General features: G+C 74.4%; 22 protein-coding genes and 2 pseudogenes. 5 read left to right on the top strand and 19 right to left on the bottom strand.

Translation table 11 applies throughout. The features are described 5' to 3' along the window. Positions 1–6: 6 nt before the first annotated feature. Genes PHY01_RS04420 through PHY01_RS04430 form a run of 3 tightly spaced genes read right to left on the bottom strand, consistent with a single transcriptional unit; the run spans position 7 to position 1686 of the window. Positions 7–447, bottom strand: a complete 441-nt coding sequence (locus PHY01_RS04420; protein ID WP_141277216.1) for an SRPBCC family protein — start codon at positions 445–447, stop codon at positions 7–9. A 22-nt stretch (positions 448–469) separates the two neighbouring features. Continuing rightward, positions 470–1258 (bottom strand): metallophosphoesterase family protein, encoded by a 789-nt coding sequence (locus tag PHY01_RS04425; RefSeq protein WP_141277217.1) that lies wholly within the window; start codon positions 1256–1258, stop codon positions 470–472. Positions 1259–1290: 32 nt separating this feature from the next. Continuing rightward, entirely contained in the window at positions 1291–1686 is a 396-nt protein-coding gene (locus PHY01_RS04430; RefSeq protein ID WP_246085697.1) for a polyketide cyclase / dehydrase and lipid transport, read from the bottom strand. A gap of 106 nt (positions 1687–1792) precedes the next feature. Here PHY01_RS04430 and PHY01_RS04435 point away from each other — a divergent pair, with 106 nt between their 5' ends. After that, positions 1793–3589: an AMP-dependent synthetase/ligase gene (locus tag PHY01_RS04435; RefSeq protein ID WP_141277218.1), complete on the top strand. Its 1797-nt coding sequence runs from the start codon at positions 1793–1795 to the stop codon at positions 3587–3589. Between the two features lie 3 nt (positions 3590–3592). Here PHY01_RS04435 and PHY01_RS04440 read toward each other — a convergent pair whose 3' ends face one another. From PHY01_RS04440 to PHY01_RS04465, 6 genes and pseudogenes are all read right to left on the bottom strand, one after another. After that, positions 3593–4726, bottom strand: a complete 1134-nt coding sequence (locus tag PHY01_RS04440; RefSeq protein WP_141277219.1) for a glycosyltransferase family 4 protein — start codon at positions 4724–4726, stop codon at positions 3593–3595. 74 nt (positions 4727–4800) lie between these two features. Continuing rightward, a pseudogene (locus tag PHY01_RS04445) lies at positions 4801–5028 on the bottom strand (C40 family peptidase); the annotation flags it as partial. A gap of 605 nt (positions 5029–5633) precedes the next feature. Continuing rightward, positions 5634–5924, bottom strand: coding sequence for a hypothetical protein (locus PHY01_RS04450; RefSeq protein WP_141277221.1), 291 nt, complete (start codon positions 5922–5924; stop codon positions 5634–5636). Between the two features lie 308 nt (positions 5925–6232). Next, on the bottom strand, positions 6233–6595 hold the full coding sequence (locus PHY01_RS04455) for a hypothetical protein (protein ID WP_141277222.1): 363 nt from the start codon (positions 6593–6595) through the stop codon (positions 6233–6235). Beyond that, positions 6592–7206, bottom strand: coding sequence for a DedA family protein (locus PHY01_RS04460; RefSeq protein ID WP_141277223.1), 615 nt, complete (start codon positions 7204–7206; stop codon positions 6592–6594). Before PHY01_RS04460 ends, PHY01_RS04455 begins: the two co-directional genes overlap by 4 nt. A gap of 26 nt (positions 7207–7232) precedes the next feature. Then, positions 7233–8375, bottom strand: coding sequence for a phosphodiester glycosidase family protein (locus tag PHY01_RS04465; RefSeq protein WP_141277224.1), 1143 nt, complete (start codon positions 8373–8375; stop codon positions 7233–7235). A gap of 150 nt (positions 8376–8525) precedes the next feature. Here PHY01_RS04465 and PHY01_RS04470 point away from each other — a divergent pair, with 150 nt between their 5' ends. Beyond that, on the top strand, positions 8526–8807 hold the full coding sequence (locus tag PHY01_RS04470; RefSeq protein ID WP_141277225.1) for a YggT family protein: 282 nt from the start codon (positions 8526–8528) through the stop codon (positions 8805–8807). An 80-nt stretch (positions 8808–8887) separates the two neighbouring features. Here the strand turns inward: PHY01_RS04470 and PHY01_RS04475 are convergent, their stop codons facing one another. Continuing rightward, complete coding sequence (locus PHY01_RS04475) at positions 8888–9319, bottom strand: ICP22 family protein (RefSeq protein WP_141277226.1); 432 nt, start codon at positions 9317–9319, stop codon at positions 8888–8890. A gap of 151 nt (positions 9320–9470) precedes the next feature. Between PHY01_RS04475 and PHY01_RS04480 the strand changes: the two genes are divergently transcribed. The 3 genes from PHY01_RS04480 (at position 9471) to PHY01_RS26195 (ending at position 12321) form a co-directional block, all read left to right on the top strand. Beyond that, positions 9471–10157, top strand: a complete 687-nt coding sequence (locus PHY01_RS04480) for a response regulator transcription factor (RefSeq protein WP_246085698.1) — start codon at positions 9471–9473, stop codon at positions 10155–10157. Between the two features lie 9 nt (positions 10158–10166). Further along, positions 10167–11489: a sensor histidine kinase gene (locus PHY01_RS04485; RefSeq protein ID WP_141277228.1), complete on the top strand. Its 1323-nt coding sequence runs from the start codon at positions 10167–10169 to the stop codon at positions 11487–11489. Positions 11490–11841: 352 nt separating this feature from the next. Beyond that, positions 11842–12321 (top strand): metallophosphoesterase family protein, encoded by a 480-nt coding sequence (locus tag PHY01_RS26195; RefSeq protein ID WP_170183626.1) that lies wholly within the window; start codon positions 11842–11844, stop codon positions 12319–12321. Positions 12322–12327: 6 nt separating this feature from the next. Here the strand turns inward: PHY01_RS26195 and PHY01_RS26970 are convergent, their stop codons facing one another. The 9 genes and pseudogenes from PHY01_RS26970 to PHY01_RS04525 form a co-directional block, all read right to left on the bottom strand. Beyond that, a complete protein-coding gene (locus PHY01_RS26970; RefSeq protein WP_281283591.1) occupies positions 12328–12534 on the bottom strand; it encodes a multicopper oxidase domain-containing protein in 207 nt (68 codons plus the stop codon). Beyond that, positions 12535–13296 (bottom strand): multicopper oxidase family protein, encoded by a 762-nt coding sequence (locus PHY01_RS04490; RefSeq protein WP_218029997.1) that lies wholly within the window; start codon positions 13294–13296, stop codon positions 12535–12537. A gap of 58 nt (positions 13297–13354) precedes the next feature. Then, positions 13355–13687 (bottom strand): annotated as a pseudogene (locus PHY01_RS04495) (TSUP family transporter); the annotation flags it as partial. Between the two features lie 34 nt (positions 13688–13721). Continuing rightward, on the bottom strand, positions 13722–15107 hold the full coding sequence (locus tag PHY01_RS04500; protein WP_141277229.1) for an MBL fold metallo-hydrolase: 1386 nt from the start codon (positions 15105–15107) through the stop codon (positions 13722–13724). Between the two features lie 61 nt (positions 15108–15168). Continuing rightward, on the bottom strand, positions 15169–15489 hold the full coding sequence (locus PHY01_RS04505) for a rhodanese-like domain-containing protein (protein WP_246085702.1): 321 nt from the start codon (positions 15487–15489) through the stop codon (positions 15169–15171). A gap of 99 nt (positions 15490–15588) precedes the next feature. After that, positions 15589–15858, bottom strand: coding sequence for a metal-sensitive transcriptional regulator (locus PHY01_RS04510; RefSeq protein ID WP_141277231.1), 270 nt, complete (start codon positions 15856–15858; stop codon positions 15589–15591). Continuing rightward, a complete protein-coding gene (locus PHY01_RS04515) occupies positions 15849–16703 on the bottom strand; it encodes a VIT1/CCC1 transporter family protein (RefSeq protein ID WP_307723939.1) in 855 nt (284 codons plus the stop codon). Before PHY01_RS04515 ends, PHY01_RS04510 begins: the two co-directional genes overlap by 10 nt. Continuing rightward, a complete protein-coding gene (locus PHY01_RS04520; RefSeq protein ID WP_218029998.1) occupies positions 16595–17581 on the bottom strand; it encodes an FAD:protein FMN transferase in 987 nt (328 codons plus the stop codon). Before PHY01_RS04520 ends, PHY01_RS04515 begins: the two co-directional genes overlap by 109 nt. Continuing rightward, positions 17578–18063: an FMN-binding protein gene (locus PHY01_RS04525; protein WP_218029999.1), complete on the bottom strand. Its 486-nt coding sequence runs from the start codon at positions 18061–18063 to the stop codon at positions 17578–17580. The genes PHY01_RS04520 and PHY01_RS04525 overlap by 4 nt, the downstream gene beginning before the upstream one ends. Positions 18064–18066 lie beyond the last annotated feature (3 nt).

Below are 18066 nucleotides of genomic sequence, written 5' to 3' on the forward strand. Positions count from 1 at the left end.
CGGCGGTCAGCTCGTGCTCTCGACCCGCCGCTTCAGACCCTTCAACGCCGTGTCGATGATCACCTTTTCGGCCTTGCGGCGGAGCATGCCGATCATCGGGATGTTCAGGTCGACCGCGAGCGAGTACGTGACGGTCGTGGAGCCCTTCGCCTCGGTGAGGGAGTAGGAGCCGTCCTGCGCCTTCTGCATCTGGCCCTTCACCAGCGTCCAGCTCACGGAGCGGTCGTCGGGCGCCCAGGCGTAGTCGAGGGTGTAGGAGTCCTTGATCGGGCCCGCGTCCATGGTGAACCGGACTCTGGCGGGCCGCCCGCCGTCGCCGGGCTCGAGCACCTCGACGCTCTTCACCTGCTCGGCCCACTCCGGGTAGGCCTCGAAGTCGGCGATCACCGCCATCACCTGCTCCGCGGGGGCGGCGATGTCGATCGATGAGGTGGTCGCGTTGGCCATGCGGGCAGGTTACCGGTGGGTTTCACCACCGCAGCACGTACGGCACGCCGGTACGCCGGAAGTACCCCACGTTGACGCACTCGGTACGCCCGACCCGCGCACGTGCCGCCAGCGGCTGGTGCACGTGGCCGAACAGCGCGGCGCGCGGGCGGTCGGTGCGGCAACGGTCGAGCAGCGCGACCGAGGACGCCTCGGCGCTGCGCGACACCACGTCGTAGGCCAGCTCGGGGACCGCGGGCGGCACGTGGCTGCACAGCACGTCGACGGGTCCGACCGCGGCCACGCGGGCGTCGAACTCCCCCGCGGGAAGCAGGTTGGGCCGCCACGGCCCGCCCCGGCGCGGCTCGGCCCCCACCGGCAGCGGCGCCCCGCCGACGAACCCGAACCGCAGCCCGCCCAGCTCCACGACCCGCCCCTCGGCCGCCACGACGCCGTCGCGCACGAACTCCGGCCACAGCTCGGGCAGGTCGACGTTGCCCGCGATCGCCCAGGTCGGGGCGGACATCGCGGCGAACAGCTCGGCGTACTGCTCGCGCACCGCGTCGGCGACGACGGCGGGCGGGTCGTCCACCGCGGCCCACGCCGTGCGCGCGAACTCCCGCAGCTCGCCCGGGCGGCCGTTCGTCCGGATCTCGCCGAACCGGCGGCTGACCTCGGGCCCGAGGACGCGGCCCAGGATGCCGCGGTGCGGGTCGTGGTAGTCGACGAAGTCGACGAGGTCGCCGAGCACCAGCAGGGCGTCGGCGCCGTCGCCGGCACGGGCCAGCGCCTCGGCGTTGCCGTGCACGTCGGAGACCACGTGCACGCGCATGGCCCCACCGTATCCGCGGCGGCGCGCGGCCGTCAGCGGGGCGGGGGTTCGCCCGGGGCCCGGCCCGCCTCCAGGCGGTCCTTGCAGGCGAACGCGACGGCCTTGGCCGCACGCTGGCGGCGCCGGGCCTCCGCCGCCCCCCGCCGGGGCGAGGCGGGCACCGGGCGCCCGCCGGGCCCGGACGGGTCGGCCCGCAGGAAGTAGTGCAGGACGGTGCCGTCGAGGACCGGTTCGAGCCAGACCTCCATGCTGCCCACGAGCGCGCCCGTGACGGTCCAGCGGATGCCCTGCACCCCGCGGTCGGTGTCGACGGCCACGCTCAGGTCGGGCCACCAGCGGGCCCAGCTCGCGGGGGCCGCGAACTCCGCGGCCACCACCTCCGGCGGCACCGCCAGGAACGTCTCGTCCACCACGTCGACCGAGGGCACCGCGACAGCCTGCCGGAGCGGGCGAATCGGACACCCGTCACCCCTCCCCCACAAGGGTTACGGCGCGGTAGGTTACCGCGAACCGCAGCCGAGGAGGACTGGTCCAGTGCGCGAGTACAGCGTTCCCGCCACCATCACCGTAGGTGACGAGGAGAATCTCGTCGACGCGGTCTACGACAACGCGGCCGCCCACGGCGCCGACGTCGTCTACCGCCGCCGGGGGGCCGACAAGCAGTGGTCCGACGTCACGTCGGCCGAGTTCGCCGAGCAGGTCACGGCCGTCGCGCGCGGGTTGATCGCGTCGGGGGTGTCCGCGGGCGACCGCGTGGCGCTGCTGTCGCGCACCCGCTACGAGTGGTCGTTGCTCGACTACGCGATCCTCGCCGTCGGCGGCGTCACCGTGCCGATCTACGAGACGTCCTCGGCCGAGCAGATCAACTGGATCCTCGACGACTCCGGCGCCGTCGGGATCGTCGTGGAGTCCCCGAAGCACCAGGTGCTCGTCGAGCAGGTGGCGCCCGGGCTGCAGACGTGGCAGATCGACGGGGGCGCAGTCGACGCGCTGACCGCCGCCGGCGCCGACACCCCCGCCGACGAGGTGCACGCCCGCCGCCGCGCGGTGCGCGCGGGCGACCTGGCCACCCTGATCTACACCTCCGGCACCACCGGGCGCCCCAAGGGCTGCGAGCTGACCCACCACAACCTGCTCACCGAGGTCCGCACGATCGCCGGGGTGTTCCCCGAGCTGCTCACCGCGGGCGGATCGGTGCTGCTGTTCCTGCCGCTCGCGCACGTGTTCGGCAAGGTCATCCAGTGCGGGGCGGTCTACACGCGCACGATCGTCGGGCACACCGCCGACGTCACCGAGCTGCTGCCCGACCTGGCCGCGTTCCGGCCGACGTTCCTGCTGGCCGTGCCGCGGGTGTTCGAGAAGGTCTACAACGGCGCGCGGCAGCGGGCCCACAACGACGGCAAGGGCAAGATCTTCGACGCCGCCGCCGACACCGCGATCGCCTGGTCCAAGGCGCAGGACACCGGCGGACCCGGCATCGCGCTGCGCGTCAAGCACGCGCTGTTCGACAAGCTCGTCTACGGCAAGCTGCGCCAGGCCGTCGGCGGCAACGTGGTGGCCGCGGTGTCCGGCTCCGCCCCGCTGGGCGCCCGTCTGGGGCACTTCTTCCGCGGTGTCGGGCTGCCGATCCTCGAGGGCTACGGCCTCACCGAGACCTCCGCGGGCATCACGGTCAACACCCTGGCCGCCCAGCGCGTCGGGAGTGTCGGGCGGCCGGTGCCCGGGCACGCCGTCCGGATCGCCGAGGACGGCGAGATCATGCTCTCGGGCCCGATCGTGTTCCGCGGGTACTGGAAGAACGAGACGGCCACCGCCGACGCGATCGAGGACGGCTGGTTCCACAGCGGCGACATCGGCGAGCTCGACGACGCCGGGTTCCTCACCATCACCGGGCGCAAGAAGGAGATCATCGTGACGGCGGGCGGCAAGAACGTCGCCCCGGCCGTGCTGGAGGACCGCCTGCGCGCCCACCCGCTGGTCAGCCAGTGCATGGTCGTCGGCGACGCGCAGCCGTTCATCGGTGCGCTGATCACCATCGACCCGGAGGCGCTGCCCGGCTGGCGCGAGCGCAACGGCAAGCCGGCCGCCGAGGGGGTCGCCGACCTCGTCGACGACGCCGACCTGCGCGCCGAGATCTCCGCGGCGGTCGACGAGGCGAACAAGGCGGTGTCGCGCGCCGAGCAGATCCGCGAGTTCCGGATCCTGCCCGTCGACTTCACCGAGGCCGGCGGCGAGATGACCCCCACCCTGAAGGTCAAGCGGCAGGTCGTCGCGAAGACCTTCGCCGGGGACATCGCGGCCATCTACACCGGGACCACCACCGGGTCCTGACGCTCACCCGGGCGGGTGCAGGAGCGCGCGCAGCGTCGCCACCCGCCCGGGCCACGTCCAGTCCCGCAGCATCCGCGCCCGCCCGGCGTCGCCCATCGCGGCGGCCCGGGCGGGGTCGGCGAGCAGGCCCGTGACGGCGTCGGCGACGGCGGTGACCCGCCGGCCGTCGACGACGTGCCCGGTCACGCCCGGCCGGACGGTCTCGGGGGCGCCACCGGAGTCGCCCACCACGACCGGCAGCCCGGTCGCCGACGCCTCCAGCACCGCGATCCCGAGCCCCTCGACGTCGAGCCCGCCGCGGCGGGTGCGGCACGGCAGCGCGAAGGCGTCCGCGACGGCGTGGTGTGCCGCCAGCTCGCCGGGCGGCACCTCGCCGGTGAACACCACGTCACCGGCGACGCCGTGCGCGGCCGCCAGCCGGTGCAGCCGTGCGGCGTCCGGGCCGTCCCCGACCAGCAGCAGGCGCGCGCCCGGCACCCGGTCCCGGACCCGCGGCCACGCCCGTACCAGCACGTCCTGACCCTTGCGCCGCACCAGCCGGGACACGCACGCCAGCACGGGGGCGTCGCCGAGCCGGTGGCGGCGGCGCAGCCGCGCCCTGGCGGCCGGGTCGGGGGCGAACCGGACGGCGTCGATGCCCGAGGGCAGCGGCACCAGCGCCGCGGTGGGCCCGAACGCGGCGGCGGTGCGGTCGCGGGTCCAGCGCGAGATGGTGGTCAGCGCGTCGGCGTCGGCCCCGATCCGCCCCAGCGCCTGCCGGGCGCCGGGCAGCAGCGGCCAGCCCGCCTCGTGCCCGTGCGTGCTCGCGACCACCCGGTCGATCCCGCCGTGGCGGCGCAGCCAGGGCCCGAGCAGCGCCAGCGGGGCCGCCGCGCCGAACCAGACCGTCCGTGCACCGTGGCGGCGGGCCAGCTCCGCAGCCCGGTGCGCCACCGCGCGGCCGGGCAGCATCAGCGACGTGGTGTGCCGGTCCACGGGGTGCGGGAACGCGGCGTCGAACTCGCGGTCACCGGGCCAGGCCGGGGCGTAGACGGCCAGCTCGCCCGGCGGCAGGCGGTGGGCCAGCTCGTGGAGGTAGGTCTGGATGCCCCCGGTGCGCGGCGGGAAGTCGTTGGTCACCAGCAGGGTGCGGGGCACGCCGGGAAGGCTAGGGGCCCGGACGGCGGCCGGTGGACCCGACCGCCGCCCGCACCCCGGGGAGCGGACGTGGTCTAGATGCGGCGGGCGCCGCTGAACGCGCTGCTCGACACGGTGGCGTACTTGACGACGTCACCGGTCTGCGGAGCGTTGATCATCTTGCCGTCGCCGGCGTAGATGCCGACGTGGCTGACGGGGCTGTAGTAGAAGACCAGGTCGCCGGGGCGCATGTCGTCCCAGGCCACCGCCCGGCCGACCCGCGCCTGCTGCGACGACGAACGCGGCAGCGTGACGCCGGCCTCGGAGAACGCCCACGAGCGAGCACGTCGACCTGCTGACGGTACTGCTTCCGGCCCGGGCGGCGTCGGCGGCCTGGCCGGCGGGCTCGACGGCCGCGGTCATCCGCGCGAGCTCGTCCTGGCGGGCGGTGAGCTCGTCGTTCGCCGCGTGCCACTCCACGGTGAGGGCCTCGGCCTCGCGCTGCACCTGCTCCAGGGCGGTGGCGGCGTCGGCGGCGTTGTCCGGGGGTGCGGGCTGCGCGGCGGCCGGTGCGACCCCGAGCGTCGGGGCCAGCGCCCCGGCCAGCAGCATCGCCGGCACCGCCGACACACCGGGCCGGGTACCGCCGGGTGACACCACGCGGACGCGTCTCCTTCGTCTGCACCATCGATCGCAACCGTGCGCGCGATCGCTCACCCTTACGGGCTAACAACGCTCGCCGAACGGCGTAACGTTGGTGACCGTGCGTCGACATTCGCGTTCGAATGGCTGACGGTCCGCACGGCTCCGGGAAGGTTACGGAGACGACCGGGGGACGTCCACCAAGGGGGTGCCCCGGCGTGGCGCGGTCGACACGCCCCGCGAGGGCGACGCCGACCAGCGGGAACCGTTCGGTAACGGCGTGATGTCACCCGACGTCACGGCCCGCTCCCCCGCCGTGGCCGGGGCCGGTCGTCCACCGATGCGGCGCGGCCACCAGCCGCAATCTCGGCACCAGGCCTTGATCGGCGAGCACATCGAGGGCACGGCGCTCCGGTGCGTCGAGCTGCACCGTGGACGCGCCGGGCGGTCCGCCGTCCGCCCCCGCGGCGTCGTCGCCGCCCCGCCGGGGCACCGTGGGCACCCCCAGCAGCACCCCGATCACGCAGTCGCCGCAGGCGTCGCCCCGGACCTCGCAGCTGTCGCAGTCGACGATCATGTCGCTCCCCTCGCGGACGGTGGCTCGTGCTCCGCCACGCTAGGGACGACCCCTGACATTGAAGATGTAGGTGCCCCGGCAGGTCGTGACTCAACCCCTGTCTGTCCTCACGGACCGACCTTGGATCGGTCGGTCCGGCCTGCTGGAGTCCCGCTCGCCGGCAGGGCGGACATGACCTGATAGGAGCCTGGCGAGCGTCTCATCCTGTCTGCTCGCCCGACCGGCGTCGACCTCCAGTGCGACGACCATCCAACGCCCGCCGCTCGGCGGTCAAGGCCGCGACCGCGGCGATGAACCAGATCCACGCCCTACTGGTCACCGCACCCGTCGCGGTCCGCGAGCACTACCGCAGGCTCACCGCTGCCCGCCTGGTCGACGCCCTGGCGGGCGCCCGGCCCGACCCCCACACCGGTACCGCCCGGGTCGTGCTGGGCGCGTTGCGGACACTCGCCCAGCGCCACCAGTTCCTCACCCCCCAGGCCGGCGAGCTGCAAGAACACCTCCGGGAGCTGGTCGCCGAGCTCAACCCGACCCTGCTCGCCGCCCACGGCGTCGACCTTGCGGCGCTGTTGATCGCCGTCCACCCTCGAAGCGACCGGCCACGACACCGGCGCCGGCGGCCAGGGCTGCGGCGGTACCTCCGGCGACGAGCACCGCGGGTCGACGGTCATCGGTGCACCGCCCGGCGGCGCCTGAGCAGCTCCACACCGAGCGGGACGAGCGAGGCGACGACGATCAGGCCCACGATCGGCAGCAGGTAGCGATCGACCCCGGGAACGGCGGTGCCGAGCAGGTGCCCGGCGAGGACGAGACCGACGGTCCACACCAGGCCGCCGATCACCTGCCAGACCAGGAAGACCCGGGCAGGGGTGCCGAGTGCGCCGGCCATCGGGTTGAGGACGGTGCGGACGACCGGGACGAAGCGGGCCAGGACGATGGCGCGCCGGTGCCCGTAGGCGTCGAGCAGCCGCTGCGAACGGTCCATCGCGGCAACCAGGCCCGGCCGGGTGGCGCGGTGCCGCAGGGCCGTGCCGGCCCGGCGACCGATGAGGTAACCGGTCTGCGCTCCGAGCAGCGCGCCGGAGGCGGCGGCGATCAGGACGGCGGGCAAGGGCAGCGCGGTGGCCCCGACGGTCGTCGAGGTCAGCAGCCCGGCGGTGAACAGCAGGGAGTCGCCGGGCAGGAAGAAGCCGACGAGCAGGCCGGTCTCGGCGAACAGGATGACGAACACGCCGATGACACCGAAAGTGGCGAGCAGGGTGGCGGGATCGAGGAACGGCACAGGGGTCCTTCCCGGACGTACAGGGTTCAGCGGAGGGTGATGGCCACGAAGTCGCGCTGGTCGGGTACCAGGTAGCGGTCGGCCGGGCCGGGCATGTTCGGCAGCAGCTTCGTCGCCGTGCTCAGCGCGCCCGACGGGTCGTGCCGGTATGTGAACAGGTCGACCATGTTGTCGTGGATGTCGAGCTCCATGCCCGTGACCGCGCCCGCCCGGGTGAGGGCGTCCGCGAGTGAGGCGAGGGTGAGGTCCTTGCCCCCGACGTAGATCAGGTTGCCGGCGGCGTCGGTGCCCAGGCCGGACCGCCACGTGTACTGCAGCTGGTTGCGCGCGCTCCCCCACGTCCCGAAGGCGTTGACGTCGAGCCCCGGCACGGGCCGGCCGCCGTCGACGATCAGGTCGAGGTTCTGGCGCACGGTGACCACGTCCGGCCCGGCGGTGACGTCGCGTCCCCACCGGCCGATCGTGGCTGTGCCGTCCCGGTGGATGACCAGCGAGGCGGCTCCGTCCCGCAGCGGCACGCGGACCTGCCCGTCGGCGTAGTAGCCGCCGTTCGCATCCTTCATCTTGAAGCCGGAGTTGAACGTCGCGACCAGCGCAGAGCGGGCGACCGCGGGGACCTGGGCACCCTCGGGCCCGGCGGACCCGGTGGGCTCGCGGGTGCCGGCGATGACCTGGGTGCGGGTCAGGCCCTGGTCGAAACGGGCGACCCCGGCGACGACGCTGGGGTGCTGCGGATCGGGCCGGATGAACGTGGTGTAGACGGCGGGGGTGCCGCCGGGTGCGGCCTGCCCGGCGGTCCAGACGCCCTCGCCGGGAACGGGTGTCGCTCCCTGCAGCACGGGCAGCGGTGCCGGCGCGGGCGCGGCCGACGAGGTGGCGGACGGCCGGGGCAACCCGGCCGGATCGGGCGCGGTGGCTGTCGGCCCCTGGCGATACCAGATGCTCTCGACCAGGTCCACCAGCCCCCCGCCGCCGTTGTCGCGGACCCACTCGACGGTGCGGACCGCGAAGCTGGCGTTGCCGGGGTAGGTCAGGGCCTGGGTGTAGGACGCGAGAGGCCAGATGGACAGTGCGACCACGGCCGCCGCGACCCAACGCCTGCGACGGTTCGGCCGGGGCGGCGGGGGCGGGGGCGTGTCGATGGGACGTTCCGGAGCGGTGGTGGTCATGGTCGCGACGCTAGGAGCGAGATCCTCTGCGGTCGCCCTGCGGACGGTTAGCGGACGGCCAGACGGCCCGGGGGCGACTCAGCGTCCTCTCAACCACGGAGTCCGACGCTGGAGGCACGGCGAGATCCGCCCGGACGGAAGGGGAACGGCATGAGCGCGATCGGGATCGTGTTGTCCACGGTGCTGCTGGTCTTCCAGCTGCTCCTGGTGGCCCGGGTGGTGGCGGACTGGATCGGAGTGCTGGCCGGCGGCCCGGAGCCGGCGTGGCGCAGCGGGTTGCGACGGGTCACTCACGCCACCACCGAGCCGGTGCTGGCACCGGTGCGGCGGGTGCTGCGGCCGGTCCGGATCGGGTCAGTATGCCTGGACCTGGCGCTGCCGGCGGTGCTGCTGGTCGTGATCCTGCTGCGTCAGCTGGCCCTGGGTCTCTAGCCAGTCGACGCCCGTTCATCACGTGGCCCGCCACCTGATCAGGTGGCGGGCCACGGATGCGTCGACCGGTGGGTCTGGAGCTACCTGGCGGTCGCCGAGGAGGCCGGCTCGTCGGCGTGGTTGCCCTCGTCGCCGGTCGCCTCGTGCTGGACGTTGTCGTTGTCCGGCCCGCCGGCGGTCTCGCCCGCCTCCGGGGCCTCCGGTCCCTCGGCCGCCTCGCTCTGCGGGCTGTCGGGGGTGTCGCCCGGTTCGGGAGCGTCGGTGCCCCCGTTGTCCGTGCCGTTGTGCCCGGCTGTGCCCGGCCGGTCGGGGGTGTCACCGGGCTCGGGCGTGTCTGTCGTGGGGCCGGCCTGTCCGCCGAGCTGGGGGTTCGGGGACGACGCGACCGCGGCCTGGGTGGCCACGGTCTTCGCCGCGGGAGCCGGGGTGGATGCCAGCGCCGTGCCCGCCCCCAACCCACCGAGGGCCAGGACGGCGAGCGCGCCGACCGCCACCTTCTGCTTGATGTCCACGATTCCTCCTTGTCGCCGGTGTCGGTCACCGGCGGTCCCGAGGCTGTCGGTCGGTCCCTGTACGGACGCTGAGAGGAGCCGGCTCCTCACCGCCCACAGGTGCGCTCGTGTCCTGACCGGCGGTTCACCGGACGGGGATAGTCTCGCCCCCGTGAGCCCTCGGGTGCTGGTGGTGGAGGACGACGACCTGATCGGTCCCGGCCTGCTGCGCGCGCTGAAGGCCGGCGGCTACGACGCCGAGCGGGTGGACGACGGCACCGCCGCGTTGGACCGGGTCCGCGCCGGAGCCGTCGACCTGGTGCTCCTCGACCTCGGGCTTCCCGACGCCGACGGCATCGATGTCGCCCGCGAGATGCTGACGGCACAGCCCGGTCTGCCGATCGTGATGCTCACCGCCCGCAGCGAGGAGTCCGACGTGGTGGCGGGCCTGCACGCCGGGGCGGTCGACTACGTCACGAAGCCGTTCCGGCTCGCCGAGCTGCTCGCTCGGGTACAGGCGCACCTGCGGGCGGCACGGGAGCGCGGCGAGCTGGAGCAAACGGCGGTCGCGGGGGACCTGCGGGTGGATCTGGCCGCCCGGCGGACCTGGGTGGGGGCCGACGAGGTCGACCTGCGGGCCAAGGAGTTCGACCTGCTGGCCCGGCTGATCAGGTCGGCGGGCACCGTCGTGACGCGGGAGCAGCTGATGGCCGACGTGTGGGACGAGCACTGGTTCGGCCCGACGAAGACTCTCGACGTGCACGTGGCGAGCCTGCGCCGCAGACTCGGCGAACGGCCGGGTATGCCCAGCCGGATCACGGCGCTACGCGGGGTCGGCTACCGGCTCGAGACGGGCTGAGGCCACCGCATGCGCCGGCGCATCGTGCTCACCGTCGTCGCGGTGTGCGTCCTCGGGATCGCGGTGCTGTTCGTGCCGCTCGCCCTGGTCGTGGGCGAGCAGAACCGCAACGAGGACCTGCTGGAGCTGCAGCGCATGGCCGCGGTGGCCGCGCACCGGCTGCCCGATCTCGCCGCGTCGCCGTTCGACGCCGACCTGCTCGGCGACGGTGAGCCCGACCAGCGCTACGCCGTGTACGACGCCGCCGGACGGAAGGTGGCCGGGGACGGTCCTCCGGCCGCCGACCCGGTGGTCGCCGCAGCGCTGGCCGACACCGCCGCCGCCGGGACCGTGGGCTCCGAGATCGTCGGGGCCGTGGCCACCGGCCCGGGCGGCGGCACCGTCACCGGCGCCGTGCGGGTCGCGGAGCCGCTGGCCGACAGCGTGGCCCGTACCCGGAACACGATCGCGATGATCCTCGGCGTGGCTTTGTCCGCGATCGGCGTCGCGGCGCTGGCGGGTGCCTTGCTGGTCCGGCGTCTGCTGCGGCCGCTGGACCGGCTCCGCGAGGCCGCCACCCGCCTGGGTGACGGCGACTTCACGGTCACCGCGCCGCGCAGCGGTCTGCACGAGCTCGACCAGGTCGCCGCGGCCGTCGACTCCGCGGCGAGCCGGATCGGGCGCCTGGTCGAGCGGGAGCGGGCGTTCTCCGCGGACGCCTCGCACCAGCTCAAGACGCCGCTGGCCGCCGCCCGAGTGGTCGTCGAGACCGAGTTGATGGTGCCCCGACCGGACCCGACCGAGGCCCTCCGCGAGACCCTGGAGGCGCTGGAGCGGATGAACCTCACCGTCACCGAGCTGCTCACCCTCGCCCGCGACGACCACACGACTCGCACCCCGGTCCGGATCGCCGACCTGCTCGCGGACGCGGAGCGCCGCTGGTCCACCGCCCTGCGCCGGTCGGGCCGCACGCTGGTCGTCGACACGAGCTCGGACGCCATGGTGCGGGTCTCCGCTGTGGCACTGGGCCACGTGCTCGACGTCCTGCTCGACAATGCCCGCGGCCACGGGGCCGGGCCCGTCGTCGTGACCACCGAGCCCGTCGCCGGTGGAGTGGCCGTGGCCGTCGCCGACTCGGGATCGTTAGGGGCCACCGCCGGACTGTTCCACCGCCGGCAGGCCGGCGCGTCCGGAACCGGTATCGGCCTCGCGCTCGCCAGGGCGCTGGCCGAGGCGGAGGGCGCGCGCCTGCGCCTGCGGTCGGCGTCCCCGACGACGTTCGAGCTGCTGATCCCCGCCGTCGCGGTGCACTCAGCGTCCGCACAGGTGCGGGCAGCAGGATCGGCGGGGTGACCGAGGGTGGCTGGTGGCGACGCGGCCGATGGGTTGCGCTCGCCCTGCCCGCAGTGCTGGCGACCGCGTTCGTGGCCGTGCAGTCTGCCGCGTCCGGTCCCCCCGGGCGGGCCGTCGCCGTCGGCGGTGGCGGGTACACCCGTGCCGCCGCTGCCTGGGTCGCCGCTCGTCCGCATCGCTGTGGCCGGCGACCCGGGCACGGCCGACGAGTTCGAGGCCCGCACCGCCGCCGTCATCGACACCCAGGAGACCGGCCGCGAGTTCGATGCGCTGCTGCTGCTCGGTGACCTCGTCTACGGCAGCGGAGATCCCGCGCTGGTGGACGCAGCGGTGACCCCGACCGTTCGCCGGCGTGCTGGACGGCCCGACCCGGCTGGTGCCCGTGCTGGGCAACCACGACGTCGTACGCGGCGAGCAGGACGCGCAGACGGCGTGGCTCGACCGCGCGCTCGCCGTCCCCGACCCACCGGGCGCGTGGACGATCGTCGCGATGCACCACCCGGCCTTCTCCGCCGGAGCCCACGGCACCGACGCCGACGTCCTCGACCTGCGGGCCCGCTGGGCCCCGATCTTCGCGCGCCACCGCGTGCCGCTGGTGCTGGCCGGGCAGGTTCACGACCACCAGCGTTCGCGACCGCAGGATGGCGTCACCTACGTGGTCTCCGGCGCCGCCGCCAAGCTGCGCCCGACCGAATCGCAGCCGTTCACCGCCGTGAGCACCTCGACCCGGCACTTCCTCGACCTCGCCGTCCACCCCGACCGGCTGGAGCTGCGCGCGGTCGACCAGGACGGCCGGCTGGTCGACACGGTGACGCGGACCCGTCCGCGGTGAGCCCGCTCAGCCGCGGACGTCCACTGTGGCCATCATCCCGGCGTCCTCGTGGTCGAGGATGTGGCAGTGGTAGACGCTGCGTCCGGGTTGGGTGGTGAACGGGATACGGAGTCGGACCCAGCCGCGGGCTGGGATGAGGACGACGTCCTGGGGCACCCCGGTCGGTGAGGCGGCGTCGTTGTACTCGAGCACGGTGAACGGCCAGACGTGCAGTTAGAACGGATGTGCGAGCGGGCCGGGGTTGTCGATCGTCCATTCCTCGATGGCGCCCAGGGTGACGGTCTGGTCGTAACGCTCGGGGCCGAAGGTCCGGCCGTCGATGGTGAAGGCCATCCCGCCCGTGCCCATGCCCATCTGGAAGGCGATCCGCCGCCGCCCGGTCACCGGCCCGGCGGCGGGCGCCTCGGCGGGCAGGGCTGCGGGCAGCGACGGGGCGGTGACCGGTGCCCCGGCGGTCACCATGGTGGCCAGGGTGACCGGCCCGCTGCTCGCGGCGCTCCCGCCCATCATCCCGCCCATGCTTCCCCGGTCGACGGCGTCGGCGATCAGCGAGAAGCGGCCGGTGCCGGTGGGACGGACGATCACGTCGGCCCGGTTGCCCGGGGCGAGCATCACCCGGTCCGCGGCGACCGGGGCGGGCAGGAACCTGCCGTCCTGGGCGACCCGGACGAGCTGGTGGGCGTCGAGGCGGATCGACAGCACCCTCGACACCCAGCCGTTGACGATCCGCCAGCGCTGCGTCGCGCCGGGGGCCGCGGGGATGGTGGGCTGGTGCTGGCCGTTGACCAGGACCAGCTCGCCCTGGCGCCCCATGACCCGGTCCATCGCGCTCACCTCGACCAGCCCGCCGACACCGTCGAGGGTGGTGTCGGTGACCAGCAGCACCCGGTCCTGCGCCACCGCCACGTCGGGGTCCGGCCCGGGTGGGGCGACCAGCAGCGCACCGGCGAGCCCGCCGAAGATCTGATCGGCCACGCCCGTCGCGGACCCGGCACGCACCACCCGGCGCCTCCTCGGAGCTCCCGCGCAGCATCGCGACCGCGACGACGACCATCAACACCGAGAACGCCACCAGCAGCCACCGGTCGGCGACCAGGCGGCCCAGCGCGGCCCCGGCGAACGCGGTGGGCACACCCGCGGCGCCGAACACCAGCGCCACCGGCCACCGGATCACCCCGGACCGCAGCCGCACCGCCAACCCGCCCGCAGCCGACACGGCCACCAACAGCAACGACCCGAACACCGCGGCCGCCACCGGCTGGCCGGCCCCGTAGACCAGGGCCGGGACCGCCAGGATCGAACCACCCGCACCGAGCAGCCCCAGCGCGGCACCGATGACCAGGCCGAACACTCCGGCGAGGATCACCGCGCCTGCCTCGGGCTGCAGGGCCGCGGGCCGCTCACGGGGTGGTGGTCAGCGGGACACCGGCTCTTTCGGCATCGCCGTAGTTGTCGTCGATCACGACCACGGTGCGCCCGGCGCGCGCGAGCAGCGACGCGGCCGCGGTGGCGCGGTAGCCGCTGCCGCAGTGCACCCACACCGACCCGGCCGGGACCTCGTCGAGCCGGTCCGGTAGCTCGGGCAGCGGGACGTGCACCGCGCCGCGCACGTGCGAGGCGTCCCACTCGGTGCCCAACCGCACGTCGAGCACCACCTCGGCCGGCGGCAGATCAGCGCTGCGCCGGCCGTCGAGCTCACCGGCGAGGTCGACGAAACCGGCGCTGGGCAGCTCGCCCAGCCGGGCCGGGTCGACGGCCAGCTCGTGGGGATCACCTGTAGCGGCGGCGACGATCCGGTCGACACCGATCCGGACCAGCTCGCGCTGCGCCTGCGCCACCTGGTCCGGGGTGTCGCCGAGCAGCGTGATCGGGGCACCGTGCGGGGCCATCCAGCCCAGCCAGGTCGCCATCGGCCCGTCCAGCCCGAGACTCACCGTCCCGGCGAGATGGGAGGCGAGGTAGGCCTTGCGGTGGCGCAGGTCGACCACCCACTCCCCGTCGCCGAGCCGGCGCGCCAGCTCGGCCGGGTCGGCTGTGGTCGGCGGGCGCAGGTCCACAGGGGCCGGGCCGGCGGTGTTGAGCGCACCCATGTGCGCGTAGTAGGCGGGGTAGGCACCCAACCCGGCCAGGGTTTCCCGGACGAACTCGTCGCGGGCCAGCCGCAGCACCGGGTTGACCTGCTTCTCGTGCCCGATCGTGGAGTCGTTCCCCGAGGCGGGGGTGGCGGTGCAGAAGCTGCCGAACCCGTGGGTCGGCCACACCTGCGCCCCGTCGGGCAGCGCGTCGGCCATCGCCGCGGCCGAGGCGTGCTGCGCGCGGGCCAGTGCCTCCGCGTGCTCGTCGCCGAGCAGGTCGGTGCGCCCGGTGGTGCCGTAGAGCAGTGACCCGCCGGTGAACACCCCCTGCGGCCCGTCCGCGCCCTCCAGCACGTAGGACAGGTGGTGGAAGGTGTGCCCCGGGGTGGCCAGCACCCGCAACCGCAGCCGCGGCGAGGCCTCCAGCACGTCCCCGTCGACGACGCCGGTGCGTTCGAACGCGAGGTCGTCCTGCGCCGACATCACATAGGCCGCTCCGGTGAGGCGCGCGAGCTCCAGACCACCGGAGACGTAGTCGTTGTGCACGTGGGTCTCCACGACGTGGGTGATCCGCACCCCGAGCCGCCCGGCCAGGGCCAGGACCCGGTCCACGTCGCGCTGCGGGTCGACCACCACCGCCACCTCACCGTCGGAGGCGAGGTAGCTGCGGTCACCCAGCGAGGATGTCTCGATCACTTCGACGTCGATCACGACAGATCTCCTTCGTCTCGTCGGTTCGGCCGGATCGGCCGGATCGGCCGGTTCGGTGGGCTCATCGGGCGCCGGTGTCCACGGGGCGTCCGGAGCTGATCCAGCCGGCGGTCCCGCCGGCCACCGACACCGGTCGCGCCCCTGCAGCGGTCAGCGCCTCGGCCGCCTTGGCACTGCGGCCCCCGGACTGACAGATCACGTACAGCTCCTGCCCGGCGTAGCGGCCCGGGTCGGTGACCACCCGCTCCAGCGGCACGTTCACCGCGCCGGGCACATGCCCGGCCGCGAACTCCTCGGCGGAGCGCACATCCACCACCGCCACATCGCTGCGACGTCCCGTCGCGAACTGCTCCACATCAACCTCGTGCATCTGCACGACCATCACCTCCTCATCAGGGATACCCGGGGGGGTATCCGCACAACACAGCTCTGCCATCGGTCACATCCTCAGACAACCCGGGGTGAGACCCGGAGGCGCTGATCAGGCCAGCGAGAGGAACAGCTTCTCCAGCTCGGCCTCGGTCATCGGCGGCTGCTCGCCCCGCTCCCGGGCCGCCTGGCAGTGGCGCATCCCACTCGCGACGATCTTGAAACCCGCCCGGTCCAGGGCACGGGAGACCGCGGCGAGCTGGGTCAGCACCTCGGCACAGTCCCCACCCCCCTCGATCGCCCGGACCACCCCGGCCAACTGCCCCTGCGCGCGGCGCAACCGCACCAACGCATCGCCCACCAGGGCGGGAGTCATCTCCACGTCGCCACCTCCACCCACGCCAACATACCTCCGGGCGTATATGTTCCGGGCACTTCATGAAGGCCAGAACCACCGCGGATCAGGCGACGGCGGCGCCGAACACGGAGCCGATCACGTAGGTGATGGGCCAAGCCCAGGCCACCGCCGATCACGACGCGCAGCACCGCACGCCCCGCGTGACCGCCGCCGATCCGCGCTCCCACCCAGCCGGCCGCTCCGAGCGCGCCCAGGACCACCAGCACCGTCACCGGCACCCGCCACGCCGCGGGCGGCAACAGGATCGCGAGCAGCGGCAGTACCGCTCCCGCGACGAACGCGAGTGCCGAGGCACCGGCGGCCTGGAGCGGGCTGGTCAGCTCGTCGGCGTCGAGCCTGAGCTCGGCGTCCAGATGTGCGGCCAGTGGATCGCGCGCGGTCAGCTCCTCGGCGACCGTGCGAGCGGTCGACGGGCTCAGACCTCTCGCCTCGTACAGCGCGGCGAGCTCGGTGAGCTCCTGCTCCGGGTTCTGCTGCAACTCCCGCCGCTCCTGCGCGACCTGGTCGAGTTCCGCGTCGCGTTGGCTGCTCACCGACACGTACTCACCCAACGCCATCGGCACCGCTCCGGCGGCCAGCCCGGCGATACCGGCGGTGAAGATCGGGCCCCGCTCGGTCGTCGCCCCGGCCACCCCGACCACCAGCCCGGCCACTGAGACGATCCCGTCGTTCGCGCCGAGTACCCCCTCTCGCAGCCAGTTCAGCCGCGCAGCCAGCCCACCCGCGTGCGACTCACCGCTGTGCACGACCCGATCCGCGATCTCGCCGCCCGCCGGGTCGTGGCCGCCTGTCCGGTCATGGTCACGCATGCCGGGTCCCCTCTGTGCACGGCGGCGACGCGGGCCGGTTCATCGACGACGGAGCTCCGACCGCGACCCTCGCGACGGTACCCAGGCGCGGGACCGGGTGCCCCCTGTCCGGGGCGGCGTCCGGCGGGCCCGACCCAGCCCGGGGTGGTGTGCACGGCCTCACCCCGGGTGACGACGAGGGCCTCGAAGCCATCCAGGCTCGCCAACCACGGCAGGGCGTCGAGACCGGCCGCGGACGCCGCGGTGGACAGCGCGTCCGCGACCGCCAGGTCCGGGCCGGTCACCGTGGCGGATCGCAACGGCTCGACCCGGCGACCCGAATGCGGATCCACGGCGAGGGTGCCCCGCTCGTAGGCACCGGACGTCGCGACCGCGCCGTCCCGCACGACGAGCACGTCGAGCATCCGGGTGCGATCGGCCGGGTCGACGACGCCGACCTGCCAGCCCGGCCGTCCGTCCACGCCCGGGTTCGCGTCCCCGCGGACGCGGACGTCACCGCCTGCGTTGACGCAGTGGTCGTCGAAGCCGTGGGCGACGAGCACGTCCGAGGCCCGCTGCGCGGCCCAGCCCTTCACCAGCCCGGTCGGGTCGACCCCGCCCGGGATCGCCCACGGGTCGAACCATCCGGCGGTCAGATCCCGGCGGCGGGCGCACAGCGTGAGCACCTGCTCGACCCAGGGGTGGCAGGCGTCGAGCGCGAGCGTTCCCGCGCGCAGGCGGCTGACGTCGCTGTCGGGTCGCCAAGTGCTGAACACTCGGTCGACCTCATGGAGCAGCGCGACCACCTCGGCCACGGCCCGGTCCGCCGGGCCTGCGACGCGCAGGTCCACGGTGACGGCGGTACCCATGACGTGCTCGACGTGCAGCCGCCCGCTCACGCCGACCCGCCCGACGTGGTCGCCGCGGCGCGGGCCGCGTCGAGGGCGGCCTGCAGGCTCGTCCGGTAGCCCTGGCTGGTGTAGGTCGCACCGGACACGGTGTCGATCCCGGCCCCCTGCCGGTCGAGCACCTGGCGGGACAGCAGCGGCTCGGCCCGTCTGTTGATCTGGTCCGACTCGCCACCGGCCGGCAGCTGCAGGGCCCGCGCCGCGGTGATCCGCCCGCCGGTCACCGTCACCTCCACCTGCACCGGGCCGTAGTCCGTACGCACGACCGTCCCGGTCCCGACCACCGTCAGTGGCCCCGCGGGAGCGGGTGACGGGGTCGAGGAGGTATCGGGGCCGGTGGCGGGGGCCGCCGCGACGACCCGGGACGTCGCCGGCGGACCGCCGGGCGCGACGGCGTCGGCCACGGTCAACACGGGGACCGCCACCGCCAGGCCCAGGGCCACGCCGGCGAGGGTGCGCTGGATCGGTCGCACGGG

Origin of the sequence: Pseudonocardia hydrocarbonoxydans (assembly GCF_006539565.1) — a bacterium.
GTDB lineage: Bacteria > Actinomycetota > Actinomycetes > Mycobacteriales > Pseudonocardiaceae > Pseudonocardia > Pseudonocardia hydrocarbonoxydans.